This is a genomic window from Pedobacter frigidisoli, assembly GCF_004331675.1.
In the GTDB taxonomy this organism is placed as follows: domain Bacteria; phylum Bacteroidota; class Bacteroidia; order Sphingobacteriales; family Sphingobacteriaceae; genus Pedobacter; species Pedobacter frigidisoli.
Genome location: NZ_SJSN01000008.1, coordinates 224,137 through 240,957, shown reverse-complemented (window position 1 = coordinate 240,957; position 16,821 = coordinate 224,137). Strand labels below are relative to the sequence as shown.

20 protein-coding genes are annotated in these 16,821 nt (G+C 46.0%); 18 read left to right on the top strand and 2 right to left on the bottom strand.

What is annotated here, in order from left to right; genetic code table 11:
- From EZ449_RS12220 to EZ449_RS12210, 3 genes are read left to right on the top strand one after another with little or no spacing between them, the layout of a single operon-like run.
- Entirely contained in the window at positions 1-834 is an 834-nt protein-coding gene (locus EZ449_RS12220; RefSeq protein ID WP_131559089.1) for a hypothetical protein, read from the top strand.
- Complete coding sequence (gene qatC / locus EZ449_RS12215) at positions 824-2,143, top strand: Qat anti-phage system QueC-like protein QatC (protein ID WP_131559087.1); 1,320 nt, start codon at positions 824-826, stop codon at positions 2,141-2,143. Before EZ449_RS12220 ends, qatC begins: the two co-directional genes overlap by 11 nt.
- Positions 2,136-2,861 carry a TatD family hydrolase gene (locus EZ449_RS12210; RefSeq protein ID WP_131559085.1) on the top strand — a complete coding sequence of 242 codons (726 nt, stop codon included), beginning with the start codon at positions 2,136-2,138 and terminating at the stop codon, positions 2,859-2,861. The genes qatC and EZ449_RS12210 overlap by 8 nt, the downstream gene beginning before the upstream one ends.
- A 21-nt stretch (positions 2,862-2,882) precedes the next feature.
- On the opposite strand, the gene EZ449_RS12205 is transcribed toward EZ449_RS12210, so the two are convergent.
- Positions 2,883-3,407 carry a nucleotidyltransferase family protein gene (locus EZ449_RS12205; RefSeq protein WP_131559083.1) on the bottom strand — a complete coding sequence of 175 codons (525 nt, stop codon included), beginning with the start codon at positions 3,405-3,407 and terminating at the stop codon, positions 2,883-2,885.
- Between the two features lie 845 nt (positions 3,408-4,252).
- Between EZ449_RS12205 and EZ449_RS22665 the strand changes: the two genes are divergently transcribed.
- The 14 genes from EZ449_RS22665 (at position 4,253) to EZ449_RS12135 (ending at position 15,073) form a co-directional block, all read left to right on the top strand.
- Entirely contained in the window at positions 4,253-4,732 is a 480-nt protein-coding gene (locus tag EZ449_RS22665) for a hypothetical protein (protein ID WP_165499747.1), read from the top strand.
- 29 nt (positions 4,733-4,761) lie between these two features.
- A complete protein-coding gene (locus EZ449_RS12195; protein WP_131559081.1) occupies positions 4,762-5,076 on the top strand; it encodes a DUF4134 domain-containing protein in 315 nt (104 codons plus the stop codon).
- Positions 5,022-5,429, top strand: a complete 408-nt coding sequence (locus EZ449_RS12190; RefSeq protein WP_317130434.1) for a DUF4133 domain-containing protein — start codon at positions 5,022-5,024, stop codon at positions 5,427-5,429. Before EZ449_RS12195 ends, EZ449_RS12190 begins: the two co-directional genes overlap by 55 nt.
- A gap of 1 nt (position 5,430) precedes the next feature.
- Positions 5,431-7,881, top strand: a complete 2,451-nt coding sequence (locus EZ449_RS12185; RefSeq protein ID WP_131559077.1) for a TraG family conjugative transposon ATPase — start codon at positions 5,431-5,433, stop codon at positions 7,879-7,881.
- A gap of 112 nt (positions 7,882-7,993) precedes the next feature.
- Complete coding sequence (locus EZ449_RS12180; protein ID WP_131559075.1) at positions 7,994-8,365, top strand: hypothetical protein; 372 nt, start codon at positions 7,994-7,996, stop codon at positions 8,363-8,365.
- Positions 8,366-8,420: 55 nt separating this feature from the next.
- Positions 8,421-9,134 (top strand): conjugal transfer protein TraI, encoded by a 714-nt coding sequence (locus EZ449_RS12175; RefSeq protein WP_205942998.1) that lies wholly within the window; start codon positions 8,421-8,423, stop codon positions 9,132-9,134.
- Entirely contained in the window at positions 9,118-9,786 is a 669-nt protein-coding gene (locus EZ449_RS12170) for a hypothetical protein (protein ID WP_131559073.1), read from the top strand. The genes EZ449_RS12175 and EZ449_RS12170 overlap by 17 nt, the downstream gene beginning before the upstream one ends.
- On the top strand, positions 9,773-10,405 hold the full coding sequence (locus EZ449_RS12165; protein WP_131559071.1) for a TerB family tellurite resistance protein: 633 nt from the start codon (positions 9,773-9,775) through the stop codon (positions 10,403-10,405). The genes EZ449_RS12170 and EZ449_RS12165 overlap by 14 nt, the downstream gene beginning before the upstream one ends.
- A gap of 12 nt (positions 10,406-10,417) precedes the next feature.
- Positions 10,418-11,614, top strand: coding sequence for a conjugative transposon protein TraJ (gene traJ / locus EZ449_RS12160; RefSeq protein ID WP_131559069.1), 1,197 nt, complete (start codon positions 10,418-10,420; stop codon positions 11,612-11,614).
- 85 nt (positions 11,615-11,699) lie between these two features.
- A complete protein-coding gene (gene traK / locus EZ449_RS12155; protein WP_131559067.1) occupies positions 11,700-12,311 on the top strand; it encodes a conjugative transposon protein TraK in 612 nt (203 codons plus the stop codon).
- Positions 12,312-12,314: 3 nt separating this feature from the next.
- Positions 12,315-12,551, top strand: a complete 237-nt coding sequence (locus tag EZ449_RS12150) for a hypothetical protein (protein WP_131559065.1) — start codon at positions 12,315-12,317, stop codon at positions 12,549-12,551.
- Positions 12,552-12,584: 33 nt separating this feature from the next.
- Positions 12,585-13,631, top strand: a complete 1,047-nt coding sequence (traM, locus tag EZ449_RS12145; protein WP_131559063.1) for a conjugative transposon protein TraM — start codon at positions 12,585-12,587, stop codon at positions 13,629-13,631.
- A gap of 211 nt (positions 13,632-13,842) precedes the next feature.
- Positions 13,843-14,838, top strand: coding sequence for a hypothetical protein (locus EZ449_RS12140; protein ID WP_131559061.1), 996 nt, complete (start codon positions 13,843-13,845; stop codon positions 14,836-14,838).
- Positions 14,839-14,896: 58 nt separating this feature from the next.
- A complete protein-coding gene (locus EZ449_RS12135) occupies positions 14,897-15,073 on the top strand; it encodes a histone H1 (RefSeq protein ID WP_131559059.1) in 177 nt (58 codons plus the stop codon).
- Positions 15,074-15,216: 143 nt separating this feature from the next.
- Here the strand turns inward: EZ449_RS12135 and EZ449_RS12130 are convergent, their stop codons facing one another.
- The gene (locus EZ449_RS12130) at positions 15,217-15,639 is read right to left on the bottom strand and encodes a tetratricopeptide repeat protein (protein WP_131559057.1); all 423 of its coding nucleotides are present in this window, start codon (positions 15,637-15,639) and stop codon (positions 15,217-15,219) included.
- A 112-nt stretch (positions 15,640-15,751) separates the two neighbouring features.
- Between EZ449_RS12130 and EZ449_RS12125 the strand changes: the two genes are divergently transcribed.
- Complete coding sequence (locus tag EZ449_RS12125; protein ID WP_131559055.1) at positions 15,752-16,774, top strand: LLM class flavin-dependent oxidoreductase; 1,023 nt, start codon at positions 15,752-15,754, stop codon at positions 16,772-16,774.
- The last annotated feature ends 47 nt before the right edge of the window (positions 16,775-16,821 follow it).

Here is a 16,821-nt window from a genome sequence, read left to right as displayed (position 1 = left end):
ATGGGAACAACTCAACGAATAGTACCCGGGGTAACTGGTCAACCTAATTGGGGTCCATTAAATAACGCCATCACTAGGATTGCAAAGACAGTCGAGGAGGAGAACAAGGAGGATGGGGAGGTAGAAGTTGATGAAGAGCAACATGAAGTGACTCCAGAGGAAGCTGAAAAATATCGAAGACTTGTCAACAGAAGGAAGGGCAACCTGAAATCTTCTTTAAACAACCTTGTACGCACTGGAGGTGGTTCATCGAATATCAGTAAAGGTGGTTCCGCATCAATGGGCAGAGCTGGTCGGGCGACAGCATCTAAATTTACCAGCGTATTTTATGATATCAGAAACAAAGGCCTGGATCAGACGTTGACCGACCTTGGGTTTAATCTTGAGGGAAAGAGCTACGAATCGGTGATGGATTTTCTGCTTATCTATTGTTCATCGGGCGATGCAGGAATGGATGAAACAGCTGCCAATAAAGCATTCTCTGAACTTACAGAGATAATTGCGTCCGAAACGGGAGGGGATTTGGATTTGTTTGAGGACTATATAGCACAGATTGTTGATAGTGAAGGGCTGAGTGATATACTGTGTACTTTTTGGGGACTGTATGTTTTTGAACATCTTTCACAACGTTTTCAGGAAAAAATTACACAGGCCAAAGGTGAAACGATCAGTAAGGAAACATTCAGGATAATCAAAGAAGACATTTTGGCTCAAGTAAACTTGCTGGATGCTGATAAAAAGATTTCCAACATTGATTGGCGTGGAGCCGAGGGATCTAACGCAATTGAGTCCATTTTCGAATCTATTTTAATAATTATATCAGATGGGAATTAAGATAAATGTTGGCTCTGCATCTTATAATGCTGGGCAACTTAAGATAGCGCTAGACGGTGGTGATTTCGGCCTTGCCGCTGTCAAATCGAATTTCGCTGGATTATTGGCCTTAGCTAATCTCGCAAGTCCCGAGTCGGTAGATTTTTTTATGCTGTCAGCTGCTGTGTATGGTATTGACAGAATGGTAGTTCGAAGACCAAATTCTGTAGACGGTTGGTCAAGGGATATAGAGGTTGTATTTCCGGTTACCGATCCAGCAAAATGGGATCCGCTTGCTGGTGAGATTTCAATGATGCTATCTTTTCTTACTGGTGATTACTGGAAGGTTGGTTTTTCACAGTCAACCTTCATGTTACCCGTACAAGGTCCAGAGGAAGCTTATCAAGCTAGTTTTACGCAAATAAACCTTTTTTCAGGAGGCCTCGATTCTCTGATTGGTGCGATAACGTTTTTAGAAAATAATCCAGAACAAAATCTCTTAGTCATCTCACATTATGATTCACAGATGAAGGGTCCAAAAGGTGACCAATCCGATTTATTGGATATGTTGAATAACCGCTATGGTGACCGGCTGGTAGCTGTTCCGTCAGTTAAGGTTGAACTTGAAAAGCCAGGAGCGAAAGAAACAACGTTTCGTTCCAGGTCAATACTTTTTATCGGTATGGCCGGCATTGTGGCAGATGGATTAAACCTCGACCTAAAGGTTCCGGAAAATGGAAGTGTATCGTTGAATTTTCCACTTAGCCCTTCGCGCAGAAGTGCATGCAGTACCCGCACTACCCATCCGCGCGTAATTGATTCTATAAATTTGATTTGGAGCCATCTCGGTATCTCGCCAACGGTGGAAAATCCCTTTGAATTTAATACCAAAGGTGCAATGGTCGAATCTATCGATGGCATTGCAGACGAAATAAATGAGATGATCTTACGATCTAATTCATGTGGCAAACGTAGGCATGATGAGCGGAAGGCCAATCCCGATGCAAAGCACTGCGGAGTTTGCATGCCTTGTATTTATCGCAGGGCTGCAATGATGAAAATTGGTCTCGATGATGAAAATGATTATGGTGATAAGATAAAAGATCTGAACTTCAAAACTAAAAAAGGTCAGGACATCGGGGCATGCATTGAGTTTCTAGTGGCGGAACTATCTGAAAAAAATATTAGGAAAGAGTTAATAGTCAATGGTGTTAAGGATATTTCTAAGTTAGGTGACTATACAAGTCTTATCGTTCGTACCAGAAATGAATTAAAAGAACTATTTTTAACAGCCGGAAGTCAGGCTGTAAAGATTAGATTAGATGATTGATGCACATTGCCATATAGACCTGTATCAAAATCCAAGAGGTATTCTTGAATTTTGCGAAATAAACAGGGTTACCGTACTTGCGATGACTAACCTTCCTAGTCATTTTGAGTTAGGACTTCCACATGTTAGAAACTATAAGAGGGTGCGTCTGTCTCTGGGTATGCATCCCCTTTATGCATCGTCGTTCGACGATGAGTTTGACCGTTTTCTCTCTAATCTACATAGAACTTCATATATCGGTGAAATCGGCTTAGATTTTTCTCGTGAAGGTTATAGAACAAAGGATCTTCAGTTGTTTTTTTTTAGGAAAATATTGGAATCCATAAGCAATCAGCCTAAGATATTAAGCATCCATTCCAGAAGAGCCGAAAAGAGGGTGCTAGAAGAGCTGGTGTTCCATAAAGTAAGGCTCGCAGTTTTTCATTGGTATTCTGGACCATTATCATTGATTGAGGAAATTTGCGAGAGAGGTTATTATTTTTCCATCAATCCCGCCATGATAATCAGTGACACAGGCAGAAAGATAATTGCAAACATTTCACAAACTAAAATCTTGACAGAGTCTGATGGGCCGTTTATTCAGGTTGATAATCGCCAAGTCTTACCGAGTGATACAAAGCTCGTAATTGAATTCCTATCTGCACAATGGGGTATCTCCTTCTTGGAAGCAAACAAGATAGTTTCATCAAATTTCAAAACTTTAATTTCAATGCTATAATATCGAGTTTACTGATGTTGTTTAATTCATTGTTTTGTGATTCTGAATTGAACGATATCCTTCCTCGTCGTGTTTTAGCAATAGATTATGTTCCCTCACCTCTCTGATAAAATCTTCATCGTCGCCATCTCGACAAAATGCATAAGGGGGCGTCGTATTGTTATCAATCTCAATACACTTATGGATATCTTTCCACTCATGCTTAAAAACATGAAGGAGTCTAATCCCTATAATATCCTCTACTTTAGTTCGGTAGTTGTTAATATTGATTGGTGAATTATTCTTATTCTTGATTTTTTCCCTTATGATTTTTTCAATTAGGTGTTCCGGATCTTTCATCCTAAACCTAATGGAATGGATTTGGCTGCAGCTGGCGGCTAACATATTCGCGTAGTGGCTTGCTACGCTATCTAGTTTCTGTTTGGAAATAAACTGAACATAATCTTCGTATATAGCATTCAGTTCTCTCCAGTCTAGACTTTCATTATATTCAAATTCCTTTTCTAAAATATTGTATTTCTTGAAAAAATCGGCTTTACTTATCATTTGAGGAGTGCGATTAGATAGGAGGAAAAAGCTTTTGATAAAAATAGGTAATAATCAAGATTAAACAAAATTTACAGTTTAACAACGGTCGATAATTGGCAAATTAATACCAACAAAAGAAATAGTAATTTCTTAGGGCATATTTGTCCAAAAACAGCAAAAAGCGAATAATAAATGCTACGGATATTAACAGTCCTCCTATTATGATGATTTGATAATTCGAATGGTGGAATAAAGCACTAACAATTAGGTGTTTACGAATCTATTTTTCATTGTTATCTTGGTTCAGGAATTCGCTTAAGGAAATCCAAATACCAAATAAAAAATGGTTAGCCGATATCGGCCATACACCCATGCTTTAAGTTAAACAAAAAAAACGCTATTATGTGAACAGTTAATTTTACCGCCGACTTCTCCAGTGGTCAGGGTTCATTAGACATCCAAATTGTCCTAAATAAATCTGAAAGATATTCCAAAAAATCCTGCAAAGTAGCCTCCGGAGATTGAAGGTATTTAGCAAGATGAATGGAAGACACCAAATTCAATATCAGATGATAAGCCCTTGCCGTACTTCCAGCAAAACATAGGAGGCTGAACAGATATAGTGAATCCTGAATTTTTCGAGCGGCATCTTTTCAACAGATTGCCTGGCAGGCTTTTATATCGACGAATATAGGGGCTGTGCCAACGTGCTTGTCATTCTTCGATTTTGAATCTGTTCAATTTTGCTCTCGTTCTGAGGGCAATGGGGCCTTTGGGTTGATTTCAATCTTATGTTACAACAGTTTTCTTGGGGGCAGTTTCTGATTGCTGCAGCGCTACTTTCTTTTTTGTGGTATGTATTTGTGTTACTGTTTTTTTATCGTGCCGAGCTGAATGCTTTTTTGGGTGGTGGTCGTGGTGGCGATGTTGGCGTTGGTGTTTCTGGTGGTGGCTTGGGTAAAACTGGCCTTGTGGTGGGGTCGAGGGTTGGAGATAGAGAGATCGAAATGGAAGTTGATGCAGCGCTGATGGGGACGTCGAAATTGCCCGATGGGGTGGAAGTGAAGAGTTCCTCTCAGGTTGCTTTTTCTGCTTCGAAATCTGATGGCAGGTACGACCAGGTTGGGCTTGTTGCAGATGTGGTTCAGGAGCTGAAAGTGGTGTTCTTGGAGCTAGAGAAAAGGGCAGGAAATAAGAAAGATTTCTTTAGGCTATTGGAAAGGGTGAAGCAGGAATATGGGCCGCTTGGTGGGCATCCATCGGTGGGTGCATTGACAGGTTTCGTCGTCGAACGGGCCTCGTTCCACTTGACAGCGGATGAGGTGGATAATCTGTGGTATTAGTTAAGTTAGGATTTATAAACATACTGGATATGAAAAATATAAGATTTGTGGGGTTTCGTTTGGTTTCGGTTTCTTTGATTGTTTTGGTTGCTGTTTCAGCTTTTGGGCAGGATGGGAATGCGGGGATTCAGGAGGCGACCAACAAGGTGAAGGGTTATTTTGATACGGGCTGCGATCTGATGTACGCGATCGGTGCAGTTGTGGGTATCATCGGTGCGGTTAAGGTGTTCAACAAGTGGAATGCAGGGGAGCCTGATACCAATAAAGTAGCTGCAGCCTGGTTCGGTTCGTGCATCTTTTTGGTGGTAGTGGCGACGGTATTAAAGTCGTTTTTTGGGATTTAGCTTTGGGAGGATTTGTGATGGCTAGTGTATATCAGGTAAATAAAGGGGTGAGTAGACCAATTGAGTTTAAGGGGCTGAAAGGTGTTTACATCGGGGTGCTTGCTGGTGGATTGGTGTTTTTGTTGGTGCTGTTCGCAGCGCTCTACATTGTTGGAACGCCGATCTATGTGGTAGTTCCGCTGATTTTAAGTCTGGGAGGTGGTTGGTTTGGCGGGGTGTTCAGGTTGTCAAAGCGGTTTGGTGTGCATGGGCTTGGTAAATTCTTTGCCAAGCGCAGTATCCCAAGCCACATCAGGTTTTCTTCGCGTCGAGTATTTGTTTCGTTGAAAGGAGGTGATCGTGGTGGAATCTAAGATGATATTGCCGATCTATAAGATCGAGCACGGGTGTATTTTATCCAGGCAGGGCGATGTAACGGTTGGGTTTAAGGTGCAACTGCCCGAAATCTTTACGCTATCAGACAGGGAGTACGAGACCTATCACCAGGGGTGGGTAAAAGCAATCAAGCTGATGCCAGCTAACTCGATGTTCCATAAGCAGGACTGGTTTACAAAGGGGAGCTTTAAGGCGGACTTTGAAAGTGCCGGGGACAGTTTTCTGTCTAGGTCTTCGGAAAGGTTTTTTAACGAAAGGGAATGCCTTGACCATAGCTGCTATATCTTTCTGACCAGAAAACCTGTGGGCAGGAAGCTTTCAAGCTCTTCTTTAAGCAATGTGCTGCGCAAAAGCATCGCTCCAAGTATAGCCACAAGCAAGATTTTGCTGGATGAGTTCTTGGATAGTGTGGGTCAGTTCAAAAGGGTGATGGAGGATTCGGGATTTGTTTCCTTGGAAAGGCTGGGTGATGATGAGCTGGCGGGAACGGCTAATGTTCCGGGCGTACTGGAGCGTTATTGTTTTTTGCTTGGCCAAGGTGAAGCTTCGGTAATTAGGGATATCCATCTGAAAGATGAAATAAGGGTCGGCGACAAGCATTGCCAGCTGTTTACCTTGTCAGATGTAGAGGACCTGCCTTCGATGGTGGGTTCCCGGATCAATAACGATAAGTACTCCACCGATCGGACCAAGTTTTCGGTGGGGTTTGCCTCTCCGTTGGGTCAGCTACTGAACTGTAATCATATCTATAACCAGTATGTCTTTTTAGACGATGCTGGCGCCACTCTGAAAAGGCTGGAGGCAAAGAAATTGCGCTTGCAGTCGCTTTCGGGATATAGTCGGGAAAATGCGATCTCTCGGGATGCGGTAAACGATTTTCTGAACGAGGCGATCGCTGCGGGAAGATTGCCAGTGAAGTCTCACTTCAACGTGCTGTGTTGGAGTGAGGATTTAGCTGAGATGAAAGAGGTTCGGAGTCTGGTTTCTTCTTCTATGGCCCAGATGGATTCCGTGGCGAAACAGGAGACTGACGGGCAGTCGCAAGTTTGGTTTGCGGGGCTTCCGGGGAACCAGGCGGACTTTCCGATGAACGATACCTTTGATACTTTTCTGGAGCAGGCGACCTGTTTTTTTAATCTGGAGAGTAATTACCGTTCGAGTATTTCGCCTTTTGGGGTTCGGCTGGGGGACAGGCTTTCTGGGCGTCCGGTCCATGTGGATATCTCGGACGAGCCGATTGCCTTGGGCGTAGCGACCAATCGGAATAAGTTCATCTTGGGACCATCTGGGTCCGGGAAGTCGTTTTTGACCAACCATCTGATGCGGAGCTACGCTGAGCAGGGGGCGCATGTGGTAATCGTGGACGTGGGGCATAGTTATTCAGGGCTGTGCGAGCTAATGGGCGGTTATTATTTTACCTATTCAGAAGAAAACCCTATTGCCTTTAATCCATTCTATTTAGGCGAGGGCGATGTGATGGATACCGAGAAGAAGGAATCAATCAAGACGCTGCTTTTGGCTTTATGGAAAAAGGATGATGAGACTTTCAGGCGATCGGAGTATGTGGCGCTTTCCGGTGCGCTGACGCTTTATTTTGAGTTTTTGGCTAACAGGCCTGACATCTTTCCCTGCTTTAATTCCTTTTATGAGTATTTGCAATCGGGGTATGGGGCGGAATTGGAGCGCAGCAAGGTAAAGGCAGCGGATTTTGATATCCAGAACTTCATCTATGTGCTTTCGCCTTTTTATCGGGGCGGGGAGTTTGATTACCTTTTGAATGCCCGTGAAAATTTGGATTTGCTTTCCCAGCCATTCATTGTCTTTGAGCTGGACAACATCAAGGACCATCCGATCCTTTTTCCGGTGGTGACACTGATCATCATGGAGGTCTTCATCTCCAAGATGAGGAAATTGAAAGGCGTTCGCAAGGTGTTCCTTTGCGAGGAGGCCTGGAAGGCGATTGCCAAGGAAGGGATGGCTGAGCAACTGAAGTACCTGTTCAAGACGGTGCGTAAGCATTTCGGAGAGGCGATCGTGGTGACCCAAGAGGTCGAGGATATTATTTCTAGTCCGATTGTCAAACAGGCGATCATCAATAATTCGGACTGCAAGATTTTGTTAGACCAGAGCAAATATCAGAACAAGTTCGATCAGATACAGGAGCTTTTGGGATTGACAGATAAGGAAAAGGCGCAGGTGCTATCACTCAATAAAGCAAATGATCCGAAGCGAAAATACAAGGAAGTATTCATTTCTATCGGCGGGCAGATGAGCAAGGTTTATCGGACAGAGGTTTCGATGGAGGAATACCTGTGCTATACCACCGAGGAAAGGGAAAAGGTTCGGGTGATGGAATATGCCAGGAAGTACGGCTCGATGCAGAAGGGGATTGCGGTTCTGGCGCAGGAAATCAGAGAAAAGCCTGGGTAAAATGGAGATCAGTTGAGGTAGTTTCGGGCTTTGCTAAGACGATGCTGAGGGAAAGCAAAGCCATTCGCCCAGTCAAAAAAAATCAACAAAATTTTAATCAAAAACGAAGAAGATGAAAGCAATCAAATTATTGCTATGGCTATGCTCATGCTTTGCCCTGGCAAGCTGTACGGGAGATAAGGTCAGGGATTTTATGCCGGGGACATACGTAAACAGCGCTGGGGGCGAATTTAGTATCGCCAGCGATACTCTGAAAGTCGAGCAGGTGGACGGGAACAATTATGTCATCCACAGGCGGACAGGATATAACCTGATCACCAATGGCAAGGTTGGGGCGAGGGAATATGAAACGGAAAAATGGAGCTGCGCTTACAGCACAGCGACAAAAAGTTTAACCGAATTGAAGAAAGGGAGAGTAATCACCTTTTATCCAAATGGGGATGAACTGAAAGTCGGTGCCAGGGTGTATAAAAAAATCAATTAACAGGAATTAAGAATATGAAAATGATGGGAACTATGGAAACCGCATAGCGCTCTTCATGGCAATTGAAAATCAAAATATGAATAGCATGAAAAAGTTTATGGTGATACTGCCGATCTCGGCGATGACAATATTTGTGTCGCTGCCGACTGGGGCGAATGCGCAGGTGGCGTTTTTGGAGGTGATCAAGGCAGGGGTGAAAAAAGTGATCAAGGCGATGGACCTAAAGGTGCAAAGGTTGCAGAACGAAACGATTTGGCTGCAGAATGCGCAGAAGGTCTTGGAGAACCAACTTTCAAAGCTGAAGCTGGGTGAGATTGCGGACTGGACACAGAAGCAAAAGGAACTTTATGGGCAGTATTATGAGGAGCTCTGGAAGGTGAAATCGGCGATCGTGTACTACAAAAGATTGCGTGACCTTACTGAGGTGCAGGTGAAGATCGTGGAGGAGTACAAGTGGGCTTGGAACCTGTTTGGCAAGTCGGGGCATTTTTCTCCTGATGAGCTGAATGCAATGGAAAAGGTGTATCTGGGGATACTCGAGCAATCGGTGAAGAATGTGGACGGGATACTTTCCATTGTGGGTTCATTCAAGACGCAGATGTCAGATGCGGCTCGATTGGAGCTGATCGTAGTGGCGGCGGATGCGATGGACGAGAACTGGCAGGATCTGAAAAAGTTCAATAGGGAGAATAGTTTATTGTCGATACAACGTGCCAAGTCTTTGGATGAAGTGGCTAAACTAAAGGAACTGTATGGGATCGAGAATTAAATCAAAGTGCAAAAATCTTTTTGTTTTTGTGATGGTGATTTGGGGCTTGGCTATAAGCGCCGCTTCCTGCAAAGCCCAAAATTACAATGAGATATTTCGGCAGAAGAAAACGCAGGAGAAATACCTGCTCAAACAGGTCGCATACCTGAAGCTCTATGCAGATCAGGCCTGGAAGGGCTATAAACTGGTTAGTGGTGGTTTGGAAACCATTAATGATTTCACTTCCGGGGAGTTCAAGTTGCATGAAGCCTTTATTTCGGCGCTATCGAAAGTGAGTTTATTGGTGAGGAAGGATGTTAGGGTGGAGGAAATCGTGAAGTTTCAATTGGGCATCAATTCCAGTTTTAGGGCTTTGCAGAAAAGCTCAGCTCTAAGCCCAGCCCCAAATTCGGAATATTACAAAGCTGTACAGGAAGAGGTCATGGCAGAATGCAATGCCGATCTGGATGAACTATTAGATGTTGTTTTATCGGGCGACCTGGAAATGAGCGATTCAGAAAGGCTTTCAAGGGTGAAGAAAATACACACCTCGATGCAGGAAAAGGCTGGCTTTACAAGGTGGTTCTGCACGGAAGCCCAGCTTTTATTGCAAAGCCAAAAATTGGAAAAATTGGATATAGAATCGATAAGGAGGCTTTATGAAAAAAATTAGAAGATATAGTCTGGTGGTTTGGGTGATGTTGCTTTGCGGGCTGGGCGCCAGTGCCCAGTCCAGCGAGGCGACTCAACTGATGCTGAACGTAGAGAAACTCTCCCAGCTGAAGAATATTCTGGCCGATATGAAAAAAGGCTACACCGTGATCTCGCAGGGTTATAAAAAAGTAAAGGATATTGCTTCGGGAAATTTCTCTTTGCATGAGGTTTTTCTTGACGGGCTGATGGTGGTCTCGCCCGAGGTGAAAAAGTACCGCAGGGTGGCGGATATCATCTCTGCGCAGAAGAGTATCGTTTCGGAATACAAGGCGGAGCTTCATGCCTTTCGGGGAGCAGATGTATTTAATTCAGATGAGCTGGATTATCTTGGAAACGTGTATTCCTCGCTGTTTGATGCCTCGCTCCAAAATTTGGAAGACCTGACAATGGTGGTTACTTCAAGTAAACTGCGAATGAGCGATGAGGAGCGGCTGAAGGCGATCGATCGGATCTTTCTGGATACCTCGGACAAGCTGGAGTTCCTTCGAAATTTCAATCGGGGTGCGGTGGTGCTCTTTAAGCAAAAGCAGAAAGAGAAAAGGGAGATCGATCAGCTGAAAATGTATTACGGACAATAAGCATTAGAAATTATGGAAAAGAGATTTTTGGTAGGGCTTGGGGCTCTGCTTTTGCCCAATCAGGTTTCTGCGCAAGGGATTTCGGATTCGCTGAACGGTATGCAGCCGGTGCTTGAAAAGGTATATCAGGACATGATCCCACTCTGTTCGAAGCTGATCGATGTGTCGCGGGGGATTGCGGGCTTTGGGGCACTGTGGTATATTGGATCAAGGGTGTGGCGCCAGATTGCCGTGGCCGAGGCGATCGATTTCTATCCTTTGTTGCGACCATTTGCCTTGGGGATGGCGATCGTGATGTTTCCGTTGGTGATGGCGCTTTTCAATGGGGTATTGCAACCTACGGTTTCGGCAACCGGTTCGATGGTGAAGGATAGTAATAAGGCCATTGCGGTGCTATTGGCGCAGAAAGAGGCGGCGTTGAAGAAAACGAAGAAATGGCAGATGTACGTGGGCGAGGATGGTTCCGGGGACAGAGAGAGGTGGTATCGCTACACGCATCCTGATGATCCGGAGGCCCAGAGCGAGGGGATGCTGGAATCGGTCTCTAACGACATGAGCTTTTTTATGGAAAAGCAGGGCTATAATTTCCGTAACTCGATCAAGCAGTGGATGGCGGAGGTGCTGGAGGTTTTGTATGCGGCGGCGGCGCTCTGCATCAATGTGGTGCGGACCTTCATTTTAATTGTTTTGACCATTCTAGGGCCACTGGTATTCGGTTTTGCAGTGTTTGACGGCTTTCAGCAGAGCTTGACGGTTTGGATTGCCAGGTACGTAAACATTTTCATGTGGCTGCCGATCGCCAATATCCTGGGCAGCATTCTGGGTAAGATTCAGGAGAATATGTTAAAGCTCGATATATCCCAGATCGGCCAGGAAGGGGAAACCTTTTTCTCTTCCAGTGATGTGGCTTATCTGATTTTTATAATCATTGGGATCGTGGCTTACTTCTGCGTGCCGACGGTGGCTAACTATATCGTGCATGCGGGCGGTGGTAATACCATCCTTCAGAAGACCAACATGATCATATCCAGTTCTTCGAGGATGGCTAGTTCGGCCGGTTCTGCTGGAATGGGTATGGCAGCCGATGCCTTGGGGAATGGGCCTCGGATGATGAGCCAGGGTTATGCTGGAGCAAGCCAGGGTGATTATTTCCCTGATGGAAAATCTGGGGGCAGTTCCCATCAGCACGATAGGTTGAGTGGTAAATAAGTAATGGTTTGGGGCAGGGCAAAAGCTGAGCCTCTGCCCGGCCCCAAATTAAAATAATAGAAAATTCATTTTAAGACTTCAGGTCATGTTTACACAATTAAGAAATATAGATACCGCTTTCTCGCACATCAAAAGATTTTCGCTCTTTTTAATCGTCGCGTGCGTGCTGGTATCGGGATTTGCCGTCTGGAAGAGCTTTGCGATGGTAAGGGAGATTACCGGAAAGGTCTACATCCTGGCCAACGGGAAAGCGCTGGAGGCTTTTTCGGCGGAACGAAAGGACAATGTAGCGGTGGAGATCCGCGACCACGTGAAGATGTTCCATTACTGGTTCTTTACCCTGGACCCGGATGAAAAGGTCATTGCATCAAACATCGGAAAGGCGCTGTATCTGGCCGATGGTTCGGCGAAAAAGGAATACGACAATTTGAAGGAGCAGGGGTATTTCACCAATCTCATATCGGCAAATATTTCTCAGTCGATAACAGTCGATTCGGTGTTGCTGGATATGCAGGAAGAGCCTTTCCATTTTAGGTGTTATGCGACCCAACAGCTGGTTAGGTCAACTTCCACGGTTTCCAGGAAACTGGTGACGCAGGGGTACCTGCGAAACGTGTCGCGCTCGGACAATAATCCGCATGGATTTCTAATCCAAAGATGGGAAACAGTGTTGAACCAAGATGTCGTAAAGCCATAAGCTATGGGACTATTCAAGTTTTTTAGCAAGAGAAAGGAAGCAAAGCTATTAGCTGCGCCTCAGGAAAGAACTGCAAGAAAAATAGCAGAAAGGATATTGGCGGTGCAAAGAAACACAGCAGCGAAGCTGAATGCCCAGGCCCAAAAAATGGGACAGGTCAAAACGAGGATTATTCTTGGGGCTTTGCTTTTGGGCTTTGCTGCCTATCTGGTTTACATCATGGTTAACGCAATATTTTAACAGTCCAATTTTTAACAATTCAATTCAAATTTTATGGAAACAAAAACTAGGGACAAGAGGAAGATCCTCTTGGTATTGCCGCTACTTGTCATGCCTTTTCTGGCATTGGCATTCTATGCTGGAGGTGGCGGAAGGGGTTCGTCGGATGGTGTCTTGATTTCAGAGGGGATCAACACGGCACTGCCGGATGCCAATTTCAAGACGGAGGAACCGGTGGACAAGATGGGCTTTTATGCTCGTGGCGAAAAGGATACTTCGGGAAGCATTGGGATTGCGGGAACGGCGGAAAAGATGGGCTTTGGCAATGGTGCCGGGGATGAAAAGACTGCCGAGATCAACGCAAAACTTGCTGCGCTGAACAAGGAGATCAATTCTGCGCCTGCTGATATCGGCATTGGCAAAAGCTCCGCTGACGGTCTAGCCCAAAAAAATGCCAATGGAAATATTTCTGGTGATGTAGACAGGCTGGAAATGTTGATGAAATCAATAAAAGCGGACAAGGGAACCGATCCTGAAATGGAGCAGATGAACGCTATGCTGGAAAAACTATTGGATATCCAGTACCCTGCCCGTGCGCAGCAGAAAGTGGTTTCAAAGATCTATGCAGATGGAGCGGAAAAAGAATTTATGGCGGTGCCTGCTGAGATGGCCGATGGAGGGAAAGTGCTACAGGGCTCAACCATTAGGCTTCGTTTGCTCGATTCGGTGGTACTGAAGAACGTGGTCATTCCAAAGGGCCACTTTGTTTTCGGGCTGTGCAGACTGGTCAACCAGCGGTTATTACTCGATATCAAGAACATCCGTTTGGGCGAGCTGATCATTCCAGTAGAACTGACGATGTACGGGATGGATGGAATGCCTGGCCTTTCCGCGCCTGATGCGGTGTTTGGCGATGTGGCCTCGGGTGGTGCGGTTGACGCCATGGGCGGGATTTCGATCTATGGGATGGATGGCGTGGCGGGACAGGTAGCTGGTGCGGGGATAGATGCGGCGAAGTCCCTTTTTTCCAGGAAAGTTCGTGTGGTGAGGGTGAAGCTGAAGCCTGGCGAAAAAGTATTGCTTCGAAACAACCGGCCGTAATGCCTGAACTGAGCCTAGGTCATCATGGCCCATTGTAGGGAATTGAAAGACTGCCTGGCACAGCACGAAGGATCGGCGTTTTGGGAGAGAGTCTGATGGCGTTTTTCCTTTTGACAACAGCACAGGTGGCTTGTGCTTAACAAGATTAATGAACCGGGAACAATCAAGGCCCTGAGCGATCGGGAAGGTTGGTCCCATAGAAAAAGTGATTATGGATGCAAAAAATTTAGAGAACCTGAAAGCCGAGATGGGTAAGCTTGGCTTCAGTGAGAATTTGATCGGCCAGATGGAGGCCAAGATGGCGGCAAATGAGCCGCGCTTCATCCTGTATGATGAGATACAGGCCGAGAAGGGAAGGGTGGAAATGGCGCTGCACTTCAATCAGTCGAGGACCTCGGAATATTATTACTTCAACAAGTTCGACCTGGTGCGGGAGGCCCAGCCCCCACTGCCTCCGGGAGAGAAATATTTTGTTTCCTCGCAGCGCCAGGGCGAGGATGTGATCCTGAAGGAATTTGAGATGCCCTCGCTTGCTGTAAAGGAATTTAACTCCCGTATGGAGGCATCGCAGGATATCCGCGGGGCTGCGCAAATGTATGCTGGTGTGAGTCTGCAGGATTCGAAAGAGCTTGCCACCATGGGGGATGGAAAACTGATCAACATTGATAAGGAGTTTTATAAGTCGCTGAAGAACCCTTCGCCCGGCCAGACCTTTTACGTGGAGCAGGGGACCGGGTTTTCGCTTTCGCAAGGCTTGAACCTGCTTGCCGGCCGTTCGGTCTACAGGGAGGATATGCTCAATGTGCAGAAGAACGAATATACCGCCTGGGCGAAACTGGACTTTGATGCCCCTAGGGACAAGAGTGGTAATTTTCATTTAAAGACCTTCAGCGAGGGCTATGGCTATGATCTCTCTGCTGTTTTGGACAGGTTTGATTTTAGGGAGCTGGCTACCTTGGATAAACGTGCCGAACTGGAAGCTGCGCTCAAGAATGGGGACAGGGCAGTGGTAACGGTGAACGTGAACGGAAAGAAAGAGGCGATCCTGGCCGAGGCCGTTCCGGAATTCAAACAGGTCAACCTTTATTCATTGGAGGGCCGGTCGATCAAAAGGGAGGAACACCTTAAGCCCGAGCAGATCGCCGAGGTATCCGCCGGTAAGGAAAAGGCAAATAAAAAAGAGCAGGGGCAGGGTTTGGGCGTTTAGTGGATTTTAATAACTTAGCGGGCAGATCAAATATTCAAACAATTTTAATTTTAATGTAATGGAAAATTTTGGAAAAGTGAAAGAGCTGATTGCCTCGGTTGAGGTCGATGTGGTCAAGTTCTATGAGAATGGCAACGCTGCTGCGGGCACACGTGTTCGCAAAGGGATGCAGGACCTGAAAAACCTCGCTCAGGCCATTAGGGCTGAGGTAACTGAAAAGAAGAACGCAAAATAATCATAGCATTATTTGCTGTTTGGGATAGAAGGCTCCGCATTTCGCGGGGCCTTTCTTGGTTGGTTTTGGCTTGTGAGTGCTTTTTGTTTTTGCTTTGTTGTTGCCTTGGTAGTTTTTGAGGTGCGGCTGTTGGTTTTTTTGGTCTAAACTTTCTTCTTCCGTGCATTTTTGATGCGGTATTCGAGCAGATAGAGCCTGGTCTGCCATTTCTCGATGAGGGTATCATCGCCTTTGGGCAGTCCCGTTTCTTCGAGCAGCCCAAGCATTTTGGCCAGTTCACGGGAGCTATCGGCCTTTTTCCTGTTCTCTTCCATCCAATCCCTTTTCCTGCTTTCGGCAGATTTTTGGTATCCGCTGATAGCATTTTTGATCAATTCGACCTCCTGCTCCCTAGTCCTCGATTTTCTAAATAGCACCATCTGCCTGTTCCAGGCGTGCGAATTGGAGGGGTCAGTAGTAACCGCTTTTTGGTAAAGTTTCAGCGCCGATGTGGTGTCTCCGGATTTCTCAAGCTCTAAGGCTTCAACGAACTGCTGTTTTGATTTGATCTGCTTTCTCCTTGACATAGTTATTTTGGAACAAATGGCTTTGGGGGATTGTTTGGCACTTCCGTTGTGACCAAAGGCTGACCTTGTACGGTTGCTTATTCGTTAACTTTGGGCCTAAGCATTTGTATAGATGAAGAAAATAGGATTTTTATCGTTTGGGCACTGGGCTGACCATCCTTCATATCAGGCAAGGACTGCCAGCGATACGTTGCTGCAGTCGATTGACCTAGCCGTTGCAGCAGAAGAAATCGGCCTTGATGGTGCGTATTTCAGGGTTCACCATTTTGCAAGACAATTAGCTTCGCCCTTTCCGCTTTTGTCGGCAATTGGGGCGAAGACCTCTACGATTGAGATCGGTACCGGGGTAATCGATATGCGATATGAAAACCCGTTATATATGGTGGAGGATGCGGGAGCTGCGGATTTGATCTCGGGAGGCAGGTTGCAGCTGGGCGTTAGCCGGGGTTCGCCAGAACAGGTGGTGGACGGCTGGAGGCACTTTGGCTATGAGCTTGGTGAAGGAGAAAGTGATGCGGACATGGGACGCAGGAAGGCTATGGAGTTTCTGCAAAGGTTGGAAGGTAAGGGATTTGCATCGCCCAGCCCAAATCCGATGTTTCCCAATCCGCCGGGACTGCTTCGTTTGGAGCCGTATTCCGAAGGACTTCGTGAACGCATCTGGTGGGGAGCCGCTTCCAATGCAACTGCGGTGTGGGCGGCTGAGAATGGAATGAACCTGCAGAGCTCTACGCTAAAGTTTGACGAAAACGGAAAGCCCTTCCATGTCCAACAGGCCGAGCAGATCAGGTTGTATAAGGAGGCGTGGAAGAAAGCTGGTCATTCCCGTGGGCCAAGGGTTTCGGTCAGCCGATCGATCTTTGCGCTGATGAACGACCAGGACAGGCTTTATTTCGGACAGCAGGGAAAGGGATCGGACAGTTTTGGCTATATCGAGCCCACCCAAAGGGCGGTGTTCGGGAGGGGCTATGCGGCTGAACCCGATCAGCTCATTAAGGATTTGGCAGCAGATGAGGCAATTCAGGAAGCGGATACCGTGCTACTGACCATTCCGAATACCCTTGGGGTTGATTACAATGTACATATACTCTCTGCAATAATGGAACATGTTGCACCCGGTCTTGGATGGCGGTAGTTGGTTTTGAGATTTTTTTACTTGACAAAACATATCGCCGATCGGTG